Below are 20220 nucleotides of genomic sequence, written 5' to 3'. Positions count from 1 at the left end.
GGCCGACCGGTGGGGGTGACCGACCGTTGTCGCGTGAACCGACCGCTGTCGGGTGAACCGGCCTGGTCGCCTGAACCGGTCGGGTCGCGTGGACCGGTCGGGTCGCGTGGACCGGTCCCGTCGCGTCAGCCGGTGGGGGTCGCGTCAGCCGCCGGGTCGGTGTGCTCCGGGCGCGGGAGGACCCTGCGCAGGATGTCGGCCATGCTGACCACGCCGACCGGGCGGCCGTCCTGCGTGACCACGGCCAGCTGCTCGGCCTGCTCCCGCATCCGGCCGAGCGCTTCGTAGACCGGCGTCCCCGTGGCCACCTCGAACGCGGGGCGCGCGAGGGTGCGGACCGGGTCACCGTCGGCGGCGGTCAGGGTGTCCCTGACGTGCACCACCCCGGGCAGCCCGTCGGCCGGTGAGCCCAGCAGCACCCGCAGGTGCCCGCTGCTGACGGCAGCCTGCTGCGCCTGCGCGACCGTCGCGTCGACCGGCACGGTCACCAGCTGCTGGTGCTGGGGGACCAGGTCGGTGACGGTCAGCCGCTCCAGCTCGAGCACGTCGTCGATCTGCGCCCGGAAGTCGGCGTCGAGGGCGCCGCTCGCCGCGGAGTGCTCGACCAGCTGACGGATGGTCTCGGCGTCCTGGCCTCCGACGGCGGCCCGGTCCACCGGGGTCACCCCGCTCGCCGCGACGAGACGGTTGGCCAGCGAGTTGATGCCGACCAGCAGCGGACGGACCACCCAGATGAAGGCCCGCCCCGCGGGCGAGACCAGCTTGGCCGCGGTCTCGGGGTGGGCGATCGCCCACGACTTCGGCGCCATCTCCCCGACCACGAGGTGGAGGAAGGTGACGAGGAACAGCGACACCGCGAAGGACGAGCCGCCCGCGACCCAGGCCGGCACCCCCAGCGACACCAGCTGGGGGGCGAGCCAGTAGTCCAGGGCGGGCTTGGTCACGGCACCCAGCGCGAAGGTGCACGCGGTGATGCCGAGCTGGGCCCCCGCCAGCATGAGGGTCAGCTCGTTCATGCCGCGCAGGGCGGCGCGGGCGGAGCGCGAGGTGGGTGCCTCGAGCTCGAGCCGGTGCCGTCGCGCACCCAGCAGCGCGAACTCGATGATGACGAAGAACGCGCTCAGCACGATCAGGGCGATGGTGACCGCCGTGACGACGAGGGGGTCGTTCACCGGTCCTCCTCCGGGTCTGCGGACGCAGCGGTCGTGGGGGGTGCACCGCTGGAGGTCACCAGGCGGACCCGCACCTCGCTCGGCACGTGCCTGGTGACCTCGAGGACCTCGATCTCCAGCCACCGGTTCACCGGCTCGTCCGCGAGCACCTCGGACGGGTCCTCGGGCAGGTCGACGACCACCACCCGACCCTCCTCGGGCAGCTCGCCGAGCTGGGCGATGACGAGGCCGGCGACCGTCTCGACGTCACCCTCGGGCAGGCGGTGGCCGACAGCCCGCTCGACCTCGTCGAGGTGGACGTCGCCGTCCATCCGCCACTCGCCGTCGGCGCCGCCGACGATGGACTCGGGGACGTCCGCGTCGTGCTCGTCGGTGATCTCCCCGACGAGCTCCTCGGCCAGGTCCTCGATCGTCAGGATGCCCGCGAACCCGCCGTACTCGTCGATGACGCACGCGAGCTGCTCCTCCGCGAAGACCAGCTCCTCGGCGGCGGCCGGCAGCGTCATCACGGTGGGGACGACGACGGCCGGTCGCATCACGGCGGTGACCGCGGTGTCGCGGGAGGCGGTGGTGCTCAGCACGTCGCCGAGGTGCACGACCCCGAGCGGGGCGTCGTCCTCGTCGATGACCGGGTAGCGGGTGTGGGCGCCGGCCATCAGGGCACGCACCTGCGCCAGCGTCGTGCCGGGCTCGACGACGTCGACCCGGGACCGCGGGATCATGGCGTGCTCGACGTCCCGGTCGGGGAAGTCGAGGATGCGGTCGAGGAGCATCGACAGCTCGTGCGGGAGGTCGCCGCTCTCCCGGGAGTCGGCGACGATGCGCTCCAGGTCCTCGGCCGTGGCGGTGGTGTCGAGGTCGTGGATCGGCTCGATCCGCACCAGGCGCAGCAGCAGGTTCGCGGAGCGGTCGAAGAAGGCGATCAGCCACCCGAAGACCGCGAGGTAGAGGAGCGTCGACCGGGCCAGGCCGCGTGCCATGGGGTCGGCGTTGGCGATGGCGAGGTTCTTGGGGTACAGCTCGCCGAAGAGCATCTGCACGACGGTGGCCACGGCGAGGGTGGCGACCGTGCCGATCGTGATGCTCAGCGCGGCCGGGACGCCCGCCCCGCCGAGGAGGTCGCCCAGCGCGCTGCCGACCATGGGCTCGGCGACGAACCCCACGAGCAGGCCGGTGACGGTGATCCCCAGCTGCGCGCCCGAGAGCATGAACGAGGTGCGCCGTGTCACCTTCAGCGCCCGCTCCGCCGCCGCGTCCCCCTCGCGGGCCCGGGCCGCCAGCCGGTTGCGGTCCACCGACATGTACGCGAACTCCTGCGCCACGAAGTAGCCGTTGACCGCGATGATGACGAGGATGACGAGGATCCCGGCGAGGAGGAGGAGCACGGTCCCCGTCATCGCCGGGTCCAGGGTAAGAGTGGCGGCATGGCGTGACGGTATCCGACACGTCTGGACGTTCCCAAGTCCGCGCCGACGGGCGCACCCGTCCGATCCTTGGCACGATCGGAGCGTGAGCCCCGAGAACGAGTCCCTCGACACCGTCTCCGACAAGCGCGGAGTCGCCTCCCTGACACTGGTCCGGCACGGCGAGAGCGAGGGCAACCTCGCCGACCGCGCCGCCCTGGAGGCGAACGAGCCGCGTCTCGACCTCGACCTGCGCGACGCCGACGTCCCGCTGTCCGAGACCGGGCGCCAGCAGGCGCGGGCCGTCCGCGACCACCTGCGCTCCCTCCCCGAGGACCAGCGGCCGACCGCGGTTGCGAGCTCGCCATACCGTCGGGCCCGCCAGACCGCCGAGATCGCGGTCGAGGGCCTGGGCGTGCCGCTCGTGGTGGACGAGCGCCTGCGCGAGCGGGACCTGGGAGCCTTCGACGGGCTCACCTGGATCGGCATCCAGCAGGAGTACCCGCACGAGTCCGAGCGTCGCGCGCGCGTCGGCAAGTTCTACTACCGCCCCCCGGGCGGGGAGAGCTGGGCCGACGTCGCGCTGCGCGTGCGCCAGGTGCACCTCGAGCTGCAGGAGAGGTATGCCGGGGAGCGGCTCTGCGTGTTCTCGCACCAGGCCACGATCATGGCCTTCCGGGTGGCGATCGAGGGCCTGGAGGAGGGCGAGGTCCTCGACGCGGACAAGAGCACGCCGCTGGCGAACTGCTCGATGACGGTCTACGAGCCCGGTGAGAGCGGTCTGGAGCTGGTGGCCTACGGGGACACCTCGGCCGTCGACCGGGCCGGCGAGCACGTGACGCACGAGCCGTCCCGGGGTGACGAGGAGCGGGCCGGGTGAGCCGGCCCGCACCGGAGGTGGTCACCCCGCACCTGCTGCGGGAGTGGCCGCTGCCCGACCTGCAGGCGGACAAGGAGTCCCGGGGACGGGTGCTCGTCGTGGGGGGCAGCAGGGACACCCCCGGCGCGGTCCGCCTGGCCGTGGAGGCCGCGCTGCGCGTGGGGGCGGGGAAGGTGCAGGTCGTCACCGTCCGGTCGGCCGCGACCGCGCTCGCGGTCGCGATGCCCGAGGCGATGGTCCGCGGGGTGGCCGAGGGGGAGGACGGTGAGCTGACCTCAGAGGCGGTCGACGTCGTGGCCCGGCTGGCGCCGGAGTGCGAGGCCGTGCTGCTCGGGCCGGGGATGGGTGACCCCGAGAGCGCTCGCGCGCTGGTGGCGGCGATGCTCGCCCGGATCGACGTCCCGGTCGTGCTCGACGCGCTCGGGCTGGCCGCGGTGACCGAGGACCCCGCGTGCCTGTCGCACCTCGGCGGCAGGGCTCTCCTGACGCCCAACGTGGGGGAGCTCGCGCTGACCCTCGGCTGGGAGAGCGCGAAGGTGGTCGCCGACCCGCGCGAGGCGGCCCTGCGCCTGGCCGCCCGCACGGGGGTGTGCGTCTCGGGCGGTGGTGCGGTGACCTGGACGGCGCACCCGGACGGCCGCTCGTGGCGCGGCTCCGTCGGCGGGCCCGGTCTGGGCACCGCGGGGTCGGGCGACGTCAAGGCCGGGGTCGTCGCGGGGCTGCTCGGTCGGGGCGCCGAGCCCGCGCAGGCCGCGGTCTGGGGGTCGCACCTGCACGGCAGCGCGGGGGACCGGCTCACCGCCGAGTTGGGCGCGACCGGGTTCCTGGCTCGTGAGCTGTCGCAGAAGATCCCCCAGGTGCTGGCCGAGCTCGACGCCTGACCGGCGGTCTGTGCGGGACGGGTCTGTCGGTGGTCGCGCCTAGTGTCGTCGTATGGATGGGGGTTGGGGTGGTGACGTGATCCGGGTGGGCTGGGAGGAGCTGGTCGCGGTGGGGTTGCCTGCTGCCCGACCCGTCGGTGAGGTCGTGGAGCGGGGGCTGCGGGAGGCCGGCCGTGAGGTCCTGCTGGCCGAGGTGGGGGCGCGGCACAGTGTCCTGCTCCAGGACCGGCAGCTGGAGGGCTCCCTAACCGGGCTGAGCCAGCTGTGCGCCTCGGCGGCGCGGGTGCGTCTGCGGGTGGCCTGCGACGTGGCGGGGCGTGGGCTGCACGTCGGCAGCGGGTTCACGCTGGTCGACTGGCTCGCGCAGCGGGCACCGGACCTGACCCCGGAGGCGGTGCGGGACGTCGCCAGGCTGGCGGTCGCCTCCGGTGAGCCGGTCCACGAGCCGTTGGTGCGGGCAGCGCTGGAGGGGTGGATGTCGATCGCCCGGGCGGCGAGGATGCACCGGGCGCTGGTCCGGATCCGGCGGGCGGTGAAGCCGGAGGACTACGAGCGGGCGGTGGCCCTGCTGGTCGGGGCGGGGTGCGACCCGGTGTTCGACGACGCCGACATCGGCCGGATCATCGGCGCGTTGCTTCGGGCGTGCCTGCCCGAGAAGGATCACGAGGAGCGGAGGAAGGCGCAGCAGGGTCTGCGGGACGTGCACGAGTCGAACCTCGCGGACGGGTCGGTGCGCCGGATCGTCATGACTTTCGGCGACGACGCGGACCACGAGGCGGTGCGGGCGATCCTCACCTCGCCGTTGGCCGCACCGGCCTCGAAGGAGGAGCAGGAGGTCACCGGGGTGGAGGAGAGGCGGACCCCGGGTCAGCGCCGCTACGACGCCCTGATGACGGTGCTGCGGCGGGGGGTGGCGGGCACCCAGGGTCAGCCGACGACGCCGAAGGCGACGCTGGTGGTGACGATGGACCTGCAGACCCTGCGGCGAGAGCTCGGCGAGGCGGGGGACGGGCGTCCCGGGTGCGGGTCGACCCTGGCCGGTGCATCGGTCAGCGCGTCGACGATCCGGGTCCTGGCGTGCGAGGCGGACATCATCCCGGTGGTCCTCGGTGGACCGAGCGAGGTCGTGGACCAGGGGAGACGACGGCGTCTGGTCACGCCCGGACAGCGGATCAGGCTGGCGGCCAGGGACAAGGGGTGCACGATCCCGGGCTGCACGGTGCCCGCGACCTGGTGCGAGGCCCACCACGTCGTGCCCTGGGCCCAGGGCGGACGCTCCGACCTGTCCAACTACGCCCTGCTCTGCCCACGCCACCACACCTGGGTCCACGAGCACGGGTTCGGCGCCACCGTCACCGCCCTCGGGGTGATCTGGATCTTCCGGCGATGACCCCGCCCCGCCCCGGCCCCCGAGAGGCCGGGGCGAGAGCATGCCGTCCGTGCGCCCGGCGGGCCGGGAGCGTCGTCGCGGGGCGTCGGGCCGGGAGGCGACGGGGCCGGTGCCGAAAGGCGACTGACGGGGTCAGCCCCGAAAGGCGACTGACTGGGTCCGCCCCGAAAGGCGACTGACTGGGTCCGCCCCGAAAGGCGACTGACGGGGTCAGCGACCGCTGGAGCGCCCACCGGACGAGCTCGAGAACGCCACGACGCTGCCGCCCTGGCGTGCCCCAGAGCGGGCACCCGCACCCCGACCTGAACCGGTGGACTGCCCACGACCGGAGCCGCCACCCTGGGAGCGACCCGCGCCGCCACCCTGCGCACGGCCGGAGCCACCACCCTGGCCGCGGCCTGCGCCGCCACCCTGCGAGCGGCCGGAGCCACCCTGCGAACGACCCGAACCCGAGGACGCGGAAGCCCCGCGACGGCGACCGCCACCGGAGGAGCCGCGACCCTGCTGCTCGACCGGCGCGGCGGTCTGAAGCCCACCGGCCACGAGGACCCGGTCGCCCGGAGCCAGCTCGTTCAGCACCGGGTGCTGGGGGTGGGCGCGGGTCACGGTCGGCTTGACGCCCGCGGCCCGGGTCAGCGCGCGGACGTCGCGGACCTGGTCGTCGGTCATCAGGGTGACCACGGTGCCCGAGGCGCCGGCGCGGGCGGTGCGGCCCGAGCGGTGCAGGTACGCCTTGTGCTCGACCGGCGGGTCCGCGTGGATCACGAGGGCGACGTCGTCGACGTGGATGCCGCGGGCCGCGATGTCGGTGGCCACGAGGGTGGACGCCGAGCCGGACTGGAAGGACTCGAGGTTGCGCACCCGGGCGTTCTGCCCGAGGTTGCCGTGCAGCTCGACGGCCGTGACCCCGGCGGCGTTCAGCTGCTTGGCCAGCTTCTTGGCGCCGTGCTTCGTCCGGGTGAACATGACGGTGCGCCCGGGTGCCGAGCCGAGGTCGGCCAGGACCGGGAGCCGGTCGTCGTGCGAGATGTGAAGCACGTGGTGGTCCATGGACGAGATCGGCGACTGCGCCGAGTCGGCGTGGTGGGTGACCGGGTTGCGCAGGTAGCGCTTGGCGATGACGTCCACGCCGCCGTCGAGCGTCGCGGAGAAGAGCAGTCGCTGGCCCTCGCGCGGCGTGCGGTCGAGCAACCGCTTCACGGCGGGCAGGAAGCCGAGGTCGGACATGTGGTCCGCCTCGTCGAGCACGGTGACCTGCACGGAGCGCAGGTCGGCGTAGCCCTGGCCGATGAGGTCCTCGAGCCGCCCCGGGGTGGCGACGAGGACGTCGAGGCCTGCCTGGAGGGCGCGGACCTGGGGGTTCTGACCGACACCGCCGAAGATGGTCAGCGTGCTCAGCCCCGCGACGGAGGCCAGCGGGGACAACGACTCCTCGATCTGGCGGGCCAGCTCACGGGTGGGGGCCAGGATCAGGGCACGGGGGGCACGCCCGCGCTGCACCGCGCGGCCACCGGCGGTGAGCCGGACCACGAGCGGGAGCAGGAACGCGTAGGTCTTGCCCGAGCCGGTGCGGCCGCGGCCGAGCACGTCGCGGCCGGCCAGGGAGTCCGGCAGGGTCGCGGCCTGGATCGGGGTCGGCACGGTGATGCCGCGTTCCGCAAGCGGGGCGGACAGGATGGAGGGCACGCCGAGGTCGGCGAAGCTGGAGGTCACGTATGGATCCTTCGGGACGAATGTCGTGTCCCGCCCGGCGCGCAGGCCCGGAACGGGCGGCGCGACCTGTCGAGCAGCGCAGGGTATGCCGTACGCGGGCTCTCATGATCGTGCGCCCCGAGGCGAGACGGTGCGGGGCGCTGAGGACAAGTCTAGCGGACGGAGGCCCAGGTCCGTGCAGGTACCGTTGACGACCATGCACGAAGCCGAGTCGCGACAGCTGAGCCGGGACGGCAGCGTCCACGTCACGGACGAGCGCATCAACACCGTGAGCCACCTCCTGGGCGCCTGCCTGGCGGTGCTGGGGTGCGCCATCCTGATGACCCGGGCAGCCGTCGCCGGCGACCCCTGGGCCATCACCGGCCTCGCGATCTACAGCGTGTCTCTGATCACGCTCTTCGTCTGCAGCACCCTGCACCACGGGCTCGACCGGAGCCCGCGCGTCAACGACGTGCTCCGCACGCTCGACTACACCTCGGTCTTCCTCCTCATCGCCGGCACGGTCACGCCCCTCGTCCTCGTGCTCTACCGCACCCCCTACGGGTGGGCGGTGCTGGGCGCGGTCTGGGTCGTCGCCGCGTTCGGCGTGGTGCTGCGCTCCGTCTGGCGGGAGCTGCCGAAGTACGTCACCAACACGCTCTACATCGCGCTCGGCTGGATGCCCGTCGCGCTCCTCGGCGCGCAGACCGAGCTGCCGCTGGGCGCGTTGGCCCTGATGGCCGGAGGCGGCCTGATCTACAGCGCCGGCTTCGTCGTCTTCGTCCTCGAACGCCCCAACCTGCGCCCCGGTGTGTTCGGCTTCCACGAGCTGTGGCACCTCATGGTCCTCGTCGCCGCGGCCGTGCATCACCTCCTCATGCACCTCTACGTCGTGCCCGCCTGACGGTCCTCGTCCTCGGCCTCCCACACCACCGACACCGGTTCGCTGCCGAGGGCGGCCGCGAAGGCTGAGATGTCCAGCTCGGACCGGTCCTCCCACAGGTTGGCGGCGTCGGGCCGGCGCACGTAGGCGGCACCGGGCGGCGGCGGCTCGAGGAACCCGTCGCGGAGCAGGACGGTGCGCTTGTCCTTGCGGGTGGAGCTGTGCGAGGAGAGCTGGACACGGGTCCCGTCGTCGCTCGGTGCCAGCCGCAGGGTGCGGACCCCCAGCTGGACCATCTCGGAGAAGCCGCTCATGTCCGTCATCCCCAGCACCAGCGCGCACCCGGTGCTCCGCGGCCACTGCTCCAGGTCGAGACGCTCGAAGCGCGGGTCCAGCGCGGTGGCCCAGTCACCGGTCCAGCTCTCGTAGTCGTCGAGCACGAGGAGGGAGGCCGGCCTGACGGCCAGCGACGCGGCGGTCTCCTGCGGGGCGTCGTCCCCGCCGTGCACGCGCACGTCGAGCACGCGCAGCCGGGCGTCGACCCAGTCGTCGTGGGCCGTGGTGCCCAGCAGGGCGGTGGGGGGCAGGCCGAGCGCCCCGGCGGCCACGGCCAGCCACAGCTCCGGGGTGGTGCGCGACCTCGAGGCGAGCATCACCGGGTAACCCTCGCCCGCCGCCCACGCCACCGTCCTCGACACCACCTGCAGGCGCAGCTCCGCCGGCGCCCGCACGAGGGTCGTCCGGGCGGCACCCAGCCCGCCGCTCAGCGCGTCGAGGACCGGCCACCCGGTGCCGATCCGTGGTCCCTCGTCGAGCACCCGGCGACGCAGCTCCACCAGGCTGGGCCGCGCCTCCTCGGGCGGTCCCTGCCCGCGCCCGTCGTCCGTGCCTGCCATCCGAGCAGTGTGCCAGCAGCGACCGACAGGCCCGGTCCCTCACCCGGACCGTCGCGCGAACGCGTCGAGGACCTCCCGGCTGAGCCGTCCCCGGTCCGGCACGGCATACCCCTGCTCTCGCGCCCAGGCGCGCACGTGCGCGGTGCTGGGCGGTGAGGCCGACGGCAGCGGCGCCGCCTCCGTCTCGGCGTGCGTGGACTCACCGGCCTGCACGAGCGCGGCGGCGAGGAAGCGGTACGTCCACTCCTGCGCCAGGGCGCGGGTCTCGCAGAACACGACCGGCACCGTCGGGAACCGCGCGTGGCACTCGCCCAGCGCGTCCGCGACCACCGCGGGACGGACGTGCTCGACCTTGAAGACCGCGGAGTAGCGGTCCTCCACCACGACGGCCGCTGCGGGGAGGGTGGCGAGGTCCGCCAGGACGTAGCGCATCCTCCCGGTCGTCAGCGTGCTGACCAGGTCCGCCAGCGACTTGCGCTCCACCGCGGCCACCAGCCTCTCCCCCAGGAGCACCCCGTAGTCCCCGGCGGGCAGCGGCGCACGGACCGTCCCCGCCTGCTGGTGCTCGAACTTCCACGCGTAGCGCTCGTGGCTGTCGACGACGATCTCCAGCCCCCTGACCCCCGACCCGCGGGCCGTGGGGACCGAGACCGCCGGACGGGCCTGCTTCGCCGTGCGCGCGGTCTGCCAGAAGATCGCCTCCCGGCCGCCGCGGATCCTCGTGAGCACGAACTGCGAGCGGTTCTCCCGGCCCCGGTCGAGCACCAGGTCGATCGCGGCGCCGCGTCGCACGCACGAGCGCACGGGCACGCGCTCCACGACCTCCGGCTCCAGGGGCCACCCTACGGCGCGGTGGCAGTAGACCTTGCCCGTGCGCGGCCAGGTCTCCTTGGCCTTGAGCACCACGCCGTCCGGCCCGAGCGGGAGGCGCAGGAGGTAGGGCAGCGTGGTGCCCTCCTCCGGGTTGCGGGCGATGAGGAAGTCCTCGTGCGCAGACACGGCCCCAGGGTATGGCGCGCCCCTCACCGCGTGCGGGACGTGCCGCGGGTCCGAGGCCGGGGTTGGGGCGGCGTGCCACGATGACCGCCATGAGAGCTGTGGTGTGGGACGGGCCCGGTCTGCCGATGACGGTGGAGGAGGTGCCGACCCCGCGCCCGGGCCCGGGGGAGGTGCTCGTCCGGGTGGCAGCCACGGGTGTGTGCCACACCGACCTGCACGTGATCAAGGGTGAGGTGGCCTTCCCCGCACCCGGGGTGCTCGGGCACGAGGTGTCGGGGCACGTCGAGGAGCTGGGGCCGGGCGTCGACGGCCTGGCCGTGGGGGAGCGGGTGGTCGGGGCGTTCGTCATGCCGTGCGGGACCTGTCGGCAGTGCGAGGCCGGGCGGGATGACCTGTGCGAGCCGTTCTTCGCCGAGAACCGGCTGCGCGGCAACCTCTTCGACGGCACCTCGCGCCTGACCCGTGCGGACGGGTCGCGGCTGTCCATGTACTCCATGGCGGGCCTGGCCGAGCACGCCGTCGTCCCCGCGACCGCGCTCGCAGCGTTGCCGGACCAGCTCCCGCTGGAGGAGTCGGCGGTCCTGGGGTGCGCCGCGTTCACGGCCTACGGAGCCCTCGCCCGCGCCGGGACGGACCTGCGCGGTCGCTCGGTCGCGGTGGTCGCCGTCGGCGGGGTCGGGTCCAGCATCATCCAGTTCGCCCGGCACCTGGGGGCGGACCCGATCATCGCCGTCGACGTCGACGACGACAAGCTCGGGGCGGCCCGAGCCCTTGGCGCGACCGTCACCGTCAACTCCGTGACGGCCGACGTGCGGCAGGCCGTGCGCGACGCCACGGACGGCGCCGGTGCAGAGGTCGTGCTCGAGGTCCTGGGCCGCCCCGCGACCGTCGAGCTCGGCTTCTCCCTCCTGCGCGAGGGCGGCCGGATGGTGGTGGTCGGGATCGCGGCGGGTGACGCCACGGCCGCCGTCCCGATCACCGCCCTGGTCCGACGGGGTATGACGATCACCGGCTCGTTCGGGGCACGCACCCGACGAGACCTGCCGGAGGTGGTGCGGCTGGCCGCCGAGGGTGCCTTCGACGTGCGCCGGGCGGTGACCCGGCGCTTCTCCCTCGAGGACGCGCCCCTGGCCTACGAGCTCCTCGACGCCGGCAGGATCCAGGGCCGCGCGATCGTCGTCATGGACGCGACGCCGGCCTGAGCCGCGCGTCCCCGGACCTCAGCCCCCAGGATCTGAGGGCACTCAGGGCCTGACGTGTCTCGGTGCCTCAGCGCCGGCGGCCGAACGCCTCCTCGTGCAGGGCCTCCTGCTCGACCGCGTGGACCTTCGTCGACCCCGTGGAGGGCGACGCGGACGCGGGGCGGCAGACGACCCGCAGCGGACGGTCCTCCCCGTGGAAGGCGAGCGCCTCGGGCAGGTTCAGCGCCATGAACGGCCAGGCACCCTGGTTCTGCGGCTCGTTCTGCACCCAGAGCAGCTCGGCGTTCGGGTACTTCTCGGTGAGCGCGGCGATCTGCGCGGCCGGCAACGGGTAGAGCTGCTCCACCCGCAGGATGGCGGTGCGCTCGTCCTCACGCTTGCGGCGCTCCTCCTCCAGGTCCCAGACCAGCTTGCTCGAGGCCAGCAGCACCCGTTCCACGGCGCTCTTGTCCAGCTCGGCGGTGTCCGCGAGGACCGGCTCGAAGGTGCCGGTGGTGAAGTCCTCGACGGCACTGGCGGCCGCCTTGAGCCGGAGCATTGCCTTCGGCGTGAAGACGATGAGCGGCTTGCGCGGGCGGGCCATGGCGTGTCGACGCAGCAGGTGGAAGTAGGACGCCGGGCTGGAGGGGTAGGCGACGACCATGTTGTCCTCGGCGCACAGCTGCAGGTAGCGCTCGATGCGGGCGGAGGAGTGGTCCGGTCCCTGACCCTCGTAGCCGTGCGGCAGGAGCAGCACCACGCTGGAGCGCTGGTCCCACTTCTGCTCCGAGGAGGAGATGAACTCGTCGACCACGGTCTGGGCGCCGTTGGCGAAGTCGCCGAACTGCGCCTCCCAGAGCACGAGGGCGTCGGTCCGCTCCACCGAGTAGCCGTACTCGAAGCCCATCGCGGCGTACTCGGAGAGCAGGGAGTCGTGCACCTCGAAGTTGGCCTGGTCCTCGGACAGGTGGCGCAGCGGGGTCCAGTTCGCGGCCGTGTCGTTGTCGGTCAGCACGGCGTGCCGCTGCACGAAGGTGCCCCGTCGCGAGTCCTGGCCGGCCAGCCGGACGGGAGTGCCGTCGACGAGGAGGGAGCCGAGGGCCAGCAGCTCGCCCATCGCCCAGTCGATCCCACCCTCCCGGGTCATCTCCTGGCGGCTGGTCATCAGCTTGGCCAGCTTGGGGTGGACGGTGAAACCGTCGGGCACCTCGCCGTAGGCGTCGCCGATGCGGTGCACCAGCTCCTTGCTGATCGCGGTCGGGCGCTGCCGGGTCGCCATGTCGCCCTCGTCCTGGGCCAGCGGACGCTCGAGGCCGCTCGTGCCGTCACCCTCGCCGCGCAGCGCCTTGCGGGTCTCGGTGAAGACCTGCTCCAGCTGTCGCTGGTAGTCGCGCAGCGCCTCCTCGGCCTCCTCGATCGTGATGTCGCCTCGACCGATGAGGGACTCGGTGTAGAGCTTGCGGACCGAGCGCTTGGCCTCGATGAGGTCGTACATCAGCGGCTGGGTCATCGAGGGGTCGTCGCCCTCGTTGTGGCCGCGCCGGCGGTAGCAGACGAGGTCGATGACGACGTCCTTCTTGAACGCCTGCCGGTAGTCGTAGGCGAGCTCGGCGATCCGGACCACGGCCTCGGGGTCGTCCCCGTTGACGTGGAAGACCGGTGCCTGCACGGTGCGCGCGACGTCCGTGCAGTAGACGGAGGAGCGCGAGTCGTGCGGGGCGGTCGTGAAGCCGACCTGGTTGTTGATGACCACGTGGATGGTGCCGCCGGTCTTGTACCCCTTGAGCTGGGACATCTGCAGCGTCTCCAGCACCACGCCCTGACCGGCGAACGCCGCGTCACCGTGCAGGAGCACCGGGATCACCGGGTATGCCTCGCGGTCACCACCCTCGAGCACGATCCGGTCCTGCTTGGCCCGGGTGATGCCCTCCAGGACCGGGTTGACCGCCTCCAGGTGACTGGGGTTGGCGGCGAGGTAGACCCGGGTGGACCGGCCCTGCTCGCTGACGAACTCACCCTCGGTCCCCAGGTGGTACTTGACGTCACCGGATCCCTGGACCGAGCCCGGGGCCTGCTTGCCCTCGAACTCGCGGAAGATCTGCCCGTAGGACTTGCCGGCGAGGTTGGCGAGCACGTTGAGGCGGCCGCGGTGCGGCATACCGATCGTGACCTCGGCGAGGCCGTCCTCGGCGGCGCGGCTGAGCACCTTGTCGAGGAGCGCGATGACCGACTCGCCGCCCTCGAGGCTGAACCGCTTCTGACCGACGAACTTGGTCTGCAGGAAGGTCTCGAACGCCTCCGCCGCGTTGAGGCGGCGCAGGATGCGCAGCTGCTCGGCGGGCGCCGGCTTCTCGAACGGCACCTCGATCTTGTCCTGCATCCACTTCCGCTCGACCGGGTCCTGGATGTGCATGTACTCCACGCCGACGGTGCGGCAGTAGGAGTCGCGCAGGATGCCGAGGATGTTGCGCAGCGTGAGCCGCGCCTTGCCGCCGAAACCACCGGTCGCGACGTCACGGTCGAGGTCCCACAGGGTCAGGCCGTGGTTCTCGATGACGAGGTCGGGGTGGTTGCGCTGGCGGTACTCGAGCGGGTCGATGTCCGCCATGAGGTGACCGCGGACGCGGTAGGAGTGGATGAGCTCCTGGATCCGGCTGGCCTTGGAGATGTCGTCGTCGTGGCTCGCGGTGACGTCCGGCGCCCAGCGGATGGGCTCGTAGGGGATGCGCAGCGAGTGGAAGATCGTGTCGAAGAAGTCGTCCTTGCCCAGGAGCAGCTGGTGCAGGGCCTTGAGGAACTCACCGGACTGCGCGCCCTGGATGATGCGGTGGTCGTAGGTGGAGGTGAGCGTGAGGATCTTGCTGACGCCGTTGGCGGCGATCCGCTCCAGCGCCGCACCCTGCCACTCGGCGGGGTAGTCGAGGGCGCCGACGCCGATGATCGCGCCCTGACCCTTCATCAGCCGCGGCACCGAGTGGAGGGTGCCGATGCCGCCGGGGTTGGTGAGGCTGATCGTGGTGCCCTGGAAGTCCTCGACGGTGAGCTTGCCGTCACGGGCTTTGCGCACGATGGTCTCGTAGGCGGACCAGAACTCGTAGAACGTCATCGTCTCGGCGCTCTTGATGCAGGGCACCAGAAGCTGCCGCGTCCCGTCGGACTTGGGCACGTCGATGGCCAGGCCGAGGTTGATGTGGGCGGGCTCGACCAGGACCGGCTTGCCATCGATCAGCTCGAAGGAGTTGTTCATCGCCGGCATCGCCTTGACGGCCTGCACCATCGCGTAGCCGATGATGTGGGTGAACGACACCTTGCCACCGCGGGCGCGGGCGAGGTGGTTGTTGATCACCGTGCGGTTGTCGATGAGGAGCTTGGCGGGGAGGTTGCGCGCGCTGGTGGCGGTCGGGACCTCGAGGCTGGCCTCCATGTTGGTGACCACGCGGGCCACCGCGCCGCGCATCGGGGTGGTGGTCACCTCGGTCTGCGGGGCCGAGCGCTTGACGGGGGGAGCGTCCCTGGTCACGGGGGTCTCCTTGGCTCCCTTGGACGTCGCCCTCCCGCTGGCGGCGGCGGGCTTGGCCTCGGCGGGCGTCTTCTCGGGCTGTGCCTCCGCGGCCTTCTCGGGCTGCGTGGACGCCGGCTTCGCGGGCTGCGTGGACGCGGGCCTCTCGGCGGGCTTCTCCGCAGGCTTGGCAGCAGCCTTCCCCTCCTCCGCCCGGGCCGTCACGGCCGCCTTGGAGGTCTCCGCCGGGGCCTGGTTGCCCGAGGAGGCCTGGCGCGGGGGCGCCGGGGCGACACCCTTGACGGGGCGCCCGGGGGTGGTGTCGGCCGGAGCGGCGACGGACGTCCTGACCGGGGCGGCCGGACGCGTGGTCGAGGACCCGGTGCCGGCCCCGTTGGAGCTCTGCGACCCGCCCTCGAAGTACGTCCGCCAGGCCGGCTCGACGGAGCCGGGGTCCTCGTCGAATCGCTCCCTCATCTCCTCCACGAGCCACTCGTTGGCTCCGAAATCAGCGAGGGTCTTGTCGTCGCTCGGGGGGTTGGCCACGGGCCTGGCGCCTCATCTCACATGTCTGGGGGCAACTCGGGTGCGGGCACTGCACCCACCCGGGCCAGCCTACCCCCGGCCACAGGCGACCGCCCCGTGGGGTGAAGGCGCGTCGTGGCCGGTCAGCTGACGTCCCGACGGGCCGTGACGACCCAGCCGAGCACCGTCATGACCGCCGCGTAGGCGAGCAGGACGAGCGCCGCGACCCACCAGGTGAGCGGGTCCGCCGCACCCATCTGCTGCGCGGTCTGCTCGTCGACCCCGGCGAACAGGTCGAGCACGCTGGTGCTCGCCTGGCTGGGGAAGTAGCGGGCCGCGTCGGCGAGCTGCTCGACGAAGGTCAGGCCGAAGCCGAGCAGCGGCTCGATGAGCAGGGTGACGCCCACCCCGACGAAGAGGGCGATGACCTGGTTGGGGATCAGCACGCCGAGGCCGAACCCCATCAGCCCCCAGAGGACGAGGACGAGCACCATCCGCAGCAGGGTCGTGGTGAGCTCGACGGGCTCGGGGAAGAGTGCGGCGTCACCGAGCGCGAGCGTGATGCCACCGCCCAGCAGGCTGCCGGCGATGAACGCGAGGCTGTTGAGCACCACCACGAGAGCCAGCGAGATCACCTTGGCCGCGATGAGGCTGCCGCGGCGCGGCGAGGAGAGCAGGGTGGCGGTGATGGTCTTGTGCCGGAACTCCCCGCTCATCGTGAGGATCCCGAGCACCAGCGCCAGGAGGTAGCCCATCTGGACCGCCCCGGTGTAGACCATCCGGGCGAGCGTCAGGTCGTCGAACAGCTCCGACGGACGGATGACCTCGCCACCGGCCCCGGTCGGGATCTCCCCGAGCAGGACGAGGACGAGGCCCTGGACGGCGGCGAAGATGCCGCCCAGCAGGAACATCGTCAGCGGCATCGACCAGGCCAGGCGGGTGGTCAGGTACTTGCGCAGCTCGGCGTGCACGAGGCGGGTCATCGGGTCTCCTCCGCGGGAGCAGGGACGTCGGTATGCCGTGCGCCGGCCCGGGCGGGCCCGTCCCCGGCGGGCTGGCCGACGGGTGGCCCGTCCCCGGCGGCGCGGACGGGTGGCGCCGCCCCGTCGGGGTCACCGCCGACGAGCTCGCCACCGGCGAGGTTGCGGTTGCGGTGCTCGGGCGCCTCGGTGAGCTGGAGGAAGAGCCGCTCGAGGTCGGTGCGCAGGGGTCGCAGCTCGTGGACGGGCAGACCGGCCGCCAGGGCGACGTCGCCGACCCGGGCCAGGTCCCCCGTGGTCGCCCGCAGCGCCGCGCCGCCGTCCTCCACCGCCGACCCGATGCCCGCCCGGTCCAGTGCGGCGGCGAGGGCGGCCGGGTCGGTGGTCCGCACCAGCGTGGAGGGCTCGCCGTGCAGCTCCTCCATGGTCCCCTCGCGGACGAGGTGGCCGTTGGCGATGATGACGACGTCCTCCACGGTCTGCTCGACCTCGGAGAGCATGTGGCTGCTGACCAGGACGGTCTTGCCCTGGTCGCGGGCGAGGTGCTGCATGAACCCGCGCATCCACCGGATGCCCTCGGGGTCGAGCCCGTTGGCCGGCTCGTCCAGCAGGAGCACGTCGGGGTCGCCGAGCAGCGCACCGGCCAGGCCGAGCCGCTGCCGCATACCCATCGAGTAGTCGCCCGCGCGCTTGCGGGCCGCCGCGGGGATCCCCACCAGCTCGAGGAGCTGGTCGACGCGGGCGTCCGGGATGCCGTGCGTGGCGGCCAGGACGCGCAGGTGGTCGCGGCCGGAGCGACCCGGGTGGAAGCCGGTGGCCTCCAGCGCCGCACCCACCACCTGCATCGGGGAGGAGAGGTCGGCGTAGCGGCGACCGCCGATGAGCGCCTCACCGGCGGAGGGGCGGATGAGGCCGAGCAGCATGCGCAGGGTCGTCGTCTTCCCGGCGCCGTTGGGCCCGAGGAAACCGGTCACCCGACCGGGTCGCACCTCGAAGGTCAGGTCGTCGACGGCGAGGAAGCTCCCGAAGGACTTCGTCAACCCCCGGACGCTGATCCCGGACCCCTGGATCTCAGCAGCAGTCATGGGCCTCAGTCAACCAGCCGACCCCGACGACCCACATCGACCCCCGGTCGGAGATCACCCCTCCTCCCGGAGGAGGACGGGCGCTCCGCGGCGGGGTGCCTCGGTCGTCCGATCAGCCGACGTGGACCACGACGGTCTTCGTCTGGGTGAACCCGGCGAGCGCCTCCACGCCCTTCTCCCGGCCGTAGCCCGAGCGGCGGAACCCGCCGAACGGCAGCTCGACGCCGCCACCGGCACCGTAGGTGTTGACGAACACCTGACCCGCGTCCACCTGGGCGGCGACCCGGTGGGCGCGGCCCACGTCGCGGGTCCACAGGGCGGCGAGGAGGCCGTAGTCGGTGCCGTTGGCCAGCGAGACGGCCTCCTCCTCCTCGGTGAACGGCATCGTGACCAGCACCGGCCCGAAGACCTCCTCCTGCGCGATCGGCGCAGAGGGGTCGACGCCGTCGATGAGCGTGGGCAGCCAGTACGACCCGCGGCCGAGACCGTCGTCCTGCGGGGTGCCGCCACCGACGACGACCTCCCCGGAGCCGGCGTTCTCGACATACCCGCGCACGCGGTCCTGCTGCTTCGCCGAGACGAGGGGACCGAGGTCCGGGTCGTCGGTCCCGCGGCCGAGGGTGGTGGCCCGGAAGCGGTCGGCGATGCGCGAGACCAGCTCTGCGCGCACGCTGTCGTGCACGATGAGCCGGGAGCCGGCGGAGCAGGTCTGCCCGGCGTTCTGCAGGATCGCCCGGGTGGCGTGGTCGGCCGCGCGCTCCAGGTCCGCGTCGGCGAAGACGACCTGCGCCGACTTGCCCCCGAGCTCCAGCACCGTCGGCACCACCCGGTCGGCCGCGGCGTGCGCGATGAGCGACCCGGTCTCGGTCGACCCGACGAACCCGAGGTGGGCCACCAGCGGGTGGGCGGCGAGCGCGGCACCGGCCTCGGCCCCCAGGCCCGGGACCACGTTGACGACGCCGGCCGGGAGCCCGGCCTCCACCGCCAGCCGTGCGAGCGCGACGGCGGTGCGCGGGGTCTCGTCGGCCGGCTTCAGCACCACGGCGTTGCCGGTCGCGGTCGCGGCGGCGATCGAGCGGGAGGCGAGCTGGAGAGGGTAGTTCCAGGCGACCACGCTGCCGACGACGCCGTACGGCTCGTGCCGGGTGTAGACGTGCGTGTCGGGGCCGAGTGGGATCGTCTGTCCGTAGAAGGCCTCGATCACCCGGCTGTAGAAGCGGAAGTAGCGGGCGGCGACCGTCGCGTCCGTGCGGGCCTGCGACAACGGCTTGCCCGTGTCCTCGGACTCCGTGCGCGCCAGCTCCTCGCGGTCGCGGTCGACGAGGTCGGCGAGGCGGGAGAGGGCGTCGGCGCGGTGCTCGGTCAGGGTGCCGGCCCAGGCCGGTTGCGCGTCGGCCGCCGCGCGCACGGCCCGGTCGACCTCCTCCGCCCCGCTGCGCGCGACCCCGCCGAGGGAGGAGCCGTCCGCCGGGTCGACGTTGTCGTAGCTGTCCGCGACGTGCACGTCCTGGCCGCCGATGAAGGGGAGCGTGATCGACATACCCCCACCGTAGGACCCGGCGTGCGTCGCGGCAGCGCCCGGCTACCGCCCGTCGACGCGGACGATGTCGTACTCCGTCCCGGGGGTCGGCGGGGTGCCGAACCGCGCGTTGACGGCGTACAGCCGGGAACCGTGCAGGGCGATGGTCGTGGGCACGTCGAAGTCGGGGTCGGTCAGGGTGTCCACCGGCGTCGCGGAGAGGAGGTCGGGTGACATCCGCAGCTCGACGATCTCGTTGAGGCGGTTCCGGACGACGTAGAGGGTCCGTCCGCTCAGGAGGATGCCGTCGCCGGCGGTGAGGTCCGCGCCCCCGGTGTCGACCGCGACCGCCTCACCGGTGGCCGGGTCGACGGTGTAGAGGATGCCCGTCGTGCTGTTGATGACGAGCAGGGTGCCGCCGTCGGGCGTGCTCGCGATGCCGTTGGCGTTGAAGCCCGCCACCTGCTCCCAGTCCCCGGTCAGCGGGACGTCCCGGACCTCGCCGGTGGGCGCGCCACCGGGGCCGAGTGCGACCCGGTGGAGCACGGCCGACTGCGAGTCGGTGAACCACGCCGCCTCCCGCGTGACGGTGACGTCGTTGATGAACGAGGGCTCGTCGGTGAGGTCGAGGACGGCGACCTCCCCGCCGGTGCGGGCGTCGTAGACGTAGGCGTCGCCGGTGGGGCCGCCGGCGACGAGGAGGAGGCCACGGTCGACCTTGAGGCCGACGGCGACCCGCCCGTCGACGTCGACGAGCACCTCTCCCAGCCCGGTGCGCAGATCCCCCTTCCAGATCGAGCCGTCGGCCCGCGAGCCGGAGTAGATCGTCGTGCCGGTCCCGGTGGCGATGCCCTCCGGGAGCCAGCCGTCGGGCAGGGGGACGGTGTCCGGGAAGGCCGGTGCCGCGGACGCGCCCGCAGGGGCCGAGACGGCGAGAAGGGCAGCCAGAACGGTGGTGAGCAGTCTGCGTCGTGGTGTCATTCGGCAACGCTACGGCGAGATGGTTGAAGCGTCTACCGTCTGCGGACCGAGGACGCAGAAGGCCGCCGACCCCGCGCGGGTCAGCGGCCTTTTCCGTTGCGCCCCCGGCAGGATTCGAACCTGCGCCACCGCCTCCGGAGGGCGGTGCTCTATCCCCTGAGCTACGGGGGCAACAGCGTGAAACTGTACCAGCCCCGTCGGGGCGCCCGGCACCGAAACGGGTGACGGGAGGGCTGGTGGGCGCGCCTAGACTG

General features: G+C 73.0%; 15 protein-coding genes and 1 tRNA gene. 5 read left to right on the top strand and 11 right to left on the bottom strand.

Features of this window, described 5'->3' with window-relative positions:
• Positions 1-125: 125 nt before the first annotated feature.
• The gene (locus tag D4B81_RS02835) at positions 126-1172 is read right to left on the bottom strand and encodes a CNNM domain-containing protein (protein ID WP_122260992.1); all 1047 of its coding nucleotides are present in this window, start codon (positions 1170-1172) and stop codon (positions 126-128) included.
• Positions 1169-2569, bottom strand: a complete 1401-nt coding sequence (locus D4B81_RS02830) for a hemolysin family protein (protein WP_122260991.1) — start codon at positions 2567-2569, stop codon at positions 1169-1171. The genes D4B81_RS02835 and D4B81_RS02830 overlap by 4 nt, the downstream gene beginning before the upstream one ends.
• Before the next feature lie 112 nt (positions 2570-2681).
• Here D4B81_RS02830 and D4B81_RS02825 point away from each other — a divergent pair, with 112 nt between their 5' ends.
• Genes D4B81_RS02825 through D4B81_RS02815 form a run of 3 tightly spaced genes read left to right on the top strand, consistent with a single transcriptional unit; the run spans position 2682 to position 5726 of the window.
• Positions 2682-3455 (top strand): histidine phosphatase family protein, encoded by a 774-nt coding sequence (locus tag D4B81_RS02825; protein WP_237565770.1) that lies wholly within the window; start codon positions 2682-2684, stop codon positions 3453-3455.
• A complete protein-coding gene (locus tag D4B81_RS02820) occupies positions 3452-4336 on the top strand; it encodes an NAD(P)H-hydrate dehydratase (protein ID WP_122260989.1) in 885 nt (294 codons plus the stop codon). Before D4B81_RS02825 ends, D4B81_RS02820 begins: the two co-directional genes overlap by 4 nt.
• A 52-nt stretch (positions 4337-4388) precedes the next feature.
• Positions 4389-5726 (top strand): HNH endonuclease signature motif containing protein, encoded by a 1338-nt coding sequence (locus D4B81_RS02815; RefSeq protein ID WP_122260988.1) that lies wholly within the window; start codon positions 4389-4391, stop codon positions 5724-5726.
• Positions 5727-5936: 210 nt separating this feature from the next.
• Here D4B81_RS02815 and D4B81_RS02810 read toward each other — a convergent pair whose 3' ends face one another.
• Entirely contained in the window at positions 5937-7439 is a 1503-nt protein-coding gene (locus D4B81_RS02810; RefSeq protein ID WP_122260987.1) for a DEAD/DEAH box helicase, read from the bottom strand.
• A gap of 196 nt (positions 7440-7635) precedes the next feature.
• Here D4B81_RS02810 and trhA point away from each other — a divergent pair, with 196 nt between their 5' ends.
• The gene (gene trhA / locus D4B81_RS02805; RefSeq protein WP_122260986.1) at positions 7636-8322 is read left to right on the top strand and encodes a PAQR family membrane homeostasis protein TrhA; all 687 of its coding nucleotides are present in this window, start codon (positions 7636-7638) and stop codon (positions 8320-8322) included.
• Here the strand turns inward: trhA and D4B81_RS02800 are convergent.
• Positions 8304-9197, bottom strand: coding sequence for a hypothetical protein (locus D4B81_RS02800; RefSeq protein ID WP_122260985.1), 894 nt, complete (start codon positions 9195-9197; stop codon positions 8304-8306). The genes trhA and D4B81_RS02800 overlap by 19 nt on opposite strands.
• A 39-nt stretch (positions 9198-9236) precedes the next feature.
• Positions 9237-10196, bottom strand: a complete 960-nt coding sequence (locus D4B81_RS02795; RefSeq protein WP_122260984.1) for an Lsr2 family DNA-binding protein — start codon at positions 10194-10196, stop codon at positions 9237-9239.
• 89 nt (positions 10197-10285) lie between these two features.
• Here D4B81_RS02795 and D4B81_RS02790 point away from each other — a divergent pair, with 89 nt between their 5' ends.
• Positions 10286-11398, top strand: coding sequence for a zinc-binding dehydrogenase (locus D4B81_RS02790; RefSeq protein ID WP_122260983.1), 1113 nt, complete (start codon positions 10286-10288; stop codon positions 11396-11398).
• 67 nt (positions 11399-11465) lie between these two features.
• Here the strand turns inward: D4B81_RS02790 and D4B81_RS02785 are convergent, their stop codons facing one another.
• The 6 genes from D4B81_RS02785 to D4B81_RS02760 all read right to left on the bottom strand — a co-directional run bounded on the left by D4B81_RS02785 (position 11466) and on the right by D4B81_RS02760 (position 20137).
• Positions 11466-15422 (bottom strand): multifunctional oxoglutarate decarboxylase/oxoglutarate dehydrogenase thiamine pyrophosphate-binding subunit/dihydrolipoyllysine-residue succinyltransferase subunit, encoded by a 3957-nt coding sequence (locus D4B81_RS02785; RefSeq protein WP_122260982.1) that lies wholly within the window; start codon positions 15420-15422, stop codon positions 11466-11468.
• Positions 15423-15544: 122 nt separating this feature from the next.
• The gene (locus D4B81_RS02780; RefSeq protein ID WP_097186960.1) at positions 15545-16384 is read right to left on the bottom strand and encodes an ABC transporter permease; all 840 of its coding nucleotides are present in this window, start codon (positions 16382-16384) and stop codon (positions 15545-15547) included.
• Positions 16381-17466 carry an ABC transporter ATP-binding protein gene (locus tag D4B81_RS02775; RefSeq protein WP_122260981.1) on the bottom strand — a complete coding sequence of 362 codons (1086 nt, stop codon included), beginning with the start codon at positions 17464-17466 and terminating at the stop codon, positions 16381-16383. The genes D4B81_RS02780 and D4B81_RS02775 overlap by 4 nt, the downstream gene beginning before the upstream one ends.
• Positions 17467-17578: 112 nt before the next feature.
• A complete protein-coding gene (locus tag D4B81_RS02770) occupies positions 17579-19006 on the bottom strand; it encodes an aldehyde dehydrogenase family protein (RefSeq protein ID WP_122260980.1) in 1428 nt (475 codons plus the stop codon).
• Between the two features lie 42 nt (positions 19007-19048).
• On the bottom strand, positions 19049-19966 hold the full coding sequence (locus tag D4B81_RS02765) for an SMP-30/gluconolactonase/LRE family protein (RefSeq protein WP_122260979.1): 918 nt from the start codon (positions 19964-19966) through the stop codon (positions 19049-19051).
• Between the two features lie 99 nt (positions 19967-20065).
• Positions 20066-20137, bottom strand: a tRNA-Arg gene (locus D4B81_RS02760).
• Positions 20138-20220 lie beyond the last annotated feature (83 nt).

This window comes from Ornithinimicrobium cerasi (assembly GCF_003702705.1).
Classification (GTDB): Bacteria; Actinomycetota; Actinomycetes; order Actinomycetales; family Dermatophilaceae; genus Ornithinicoccus; species Ornithinicoccus cerasi.
The sequence above is the reverse complement of the archived record's forward strand: the minus strand, read 5'-3'. Positions and strand labels throughout refer to the sequence as shown.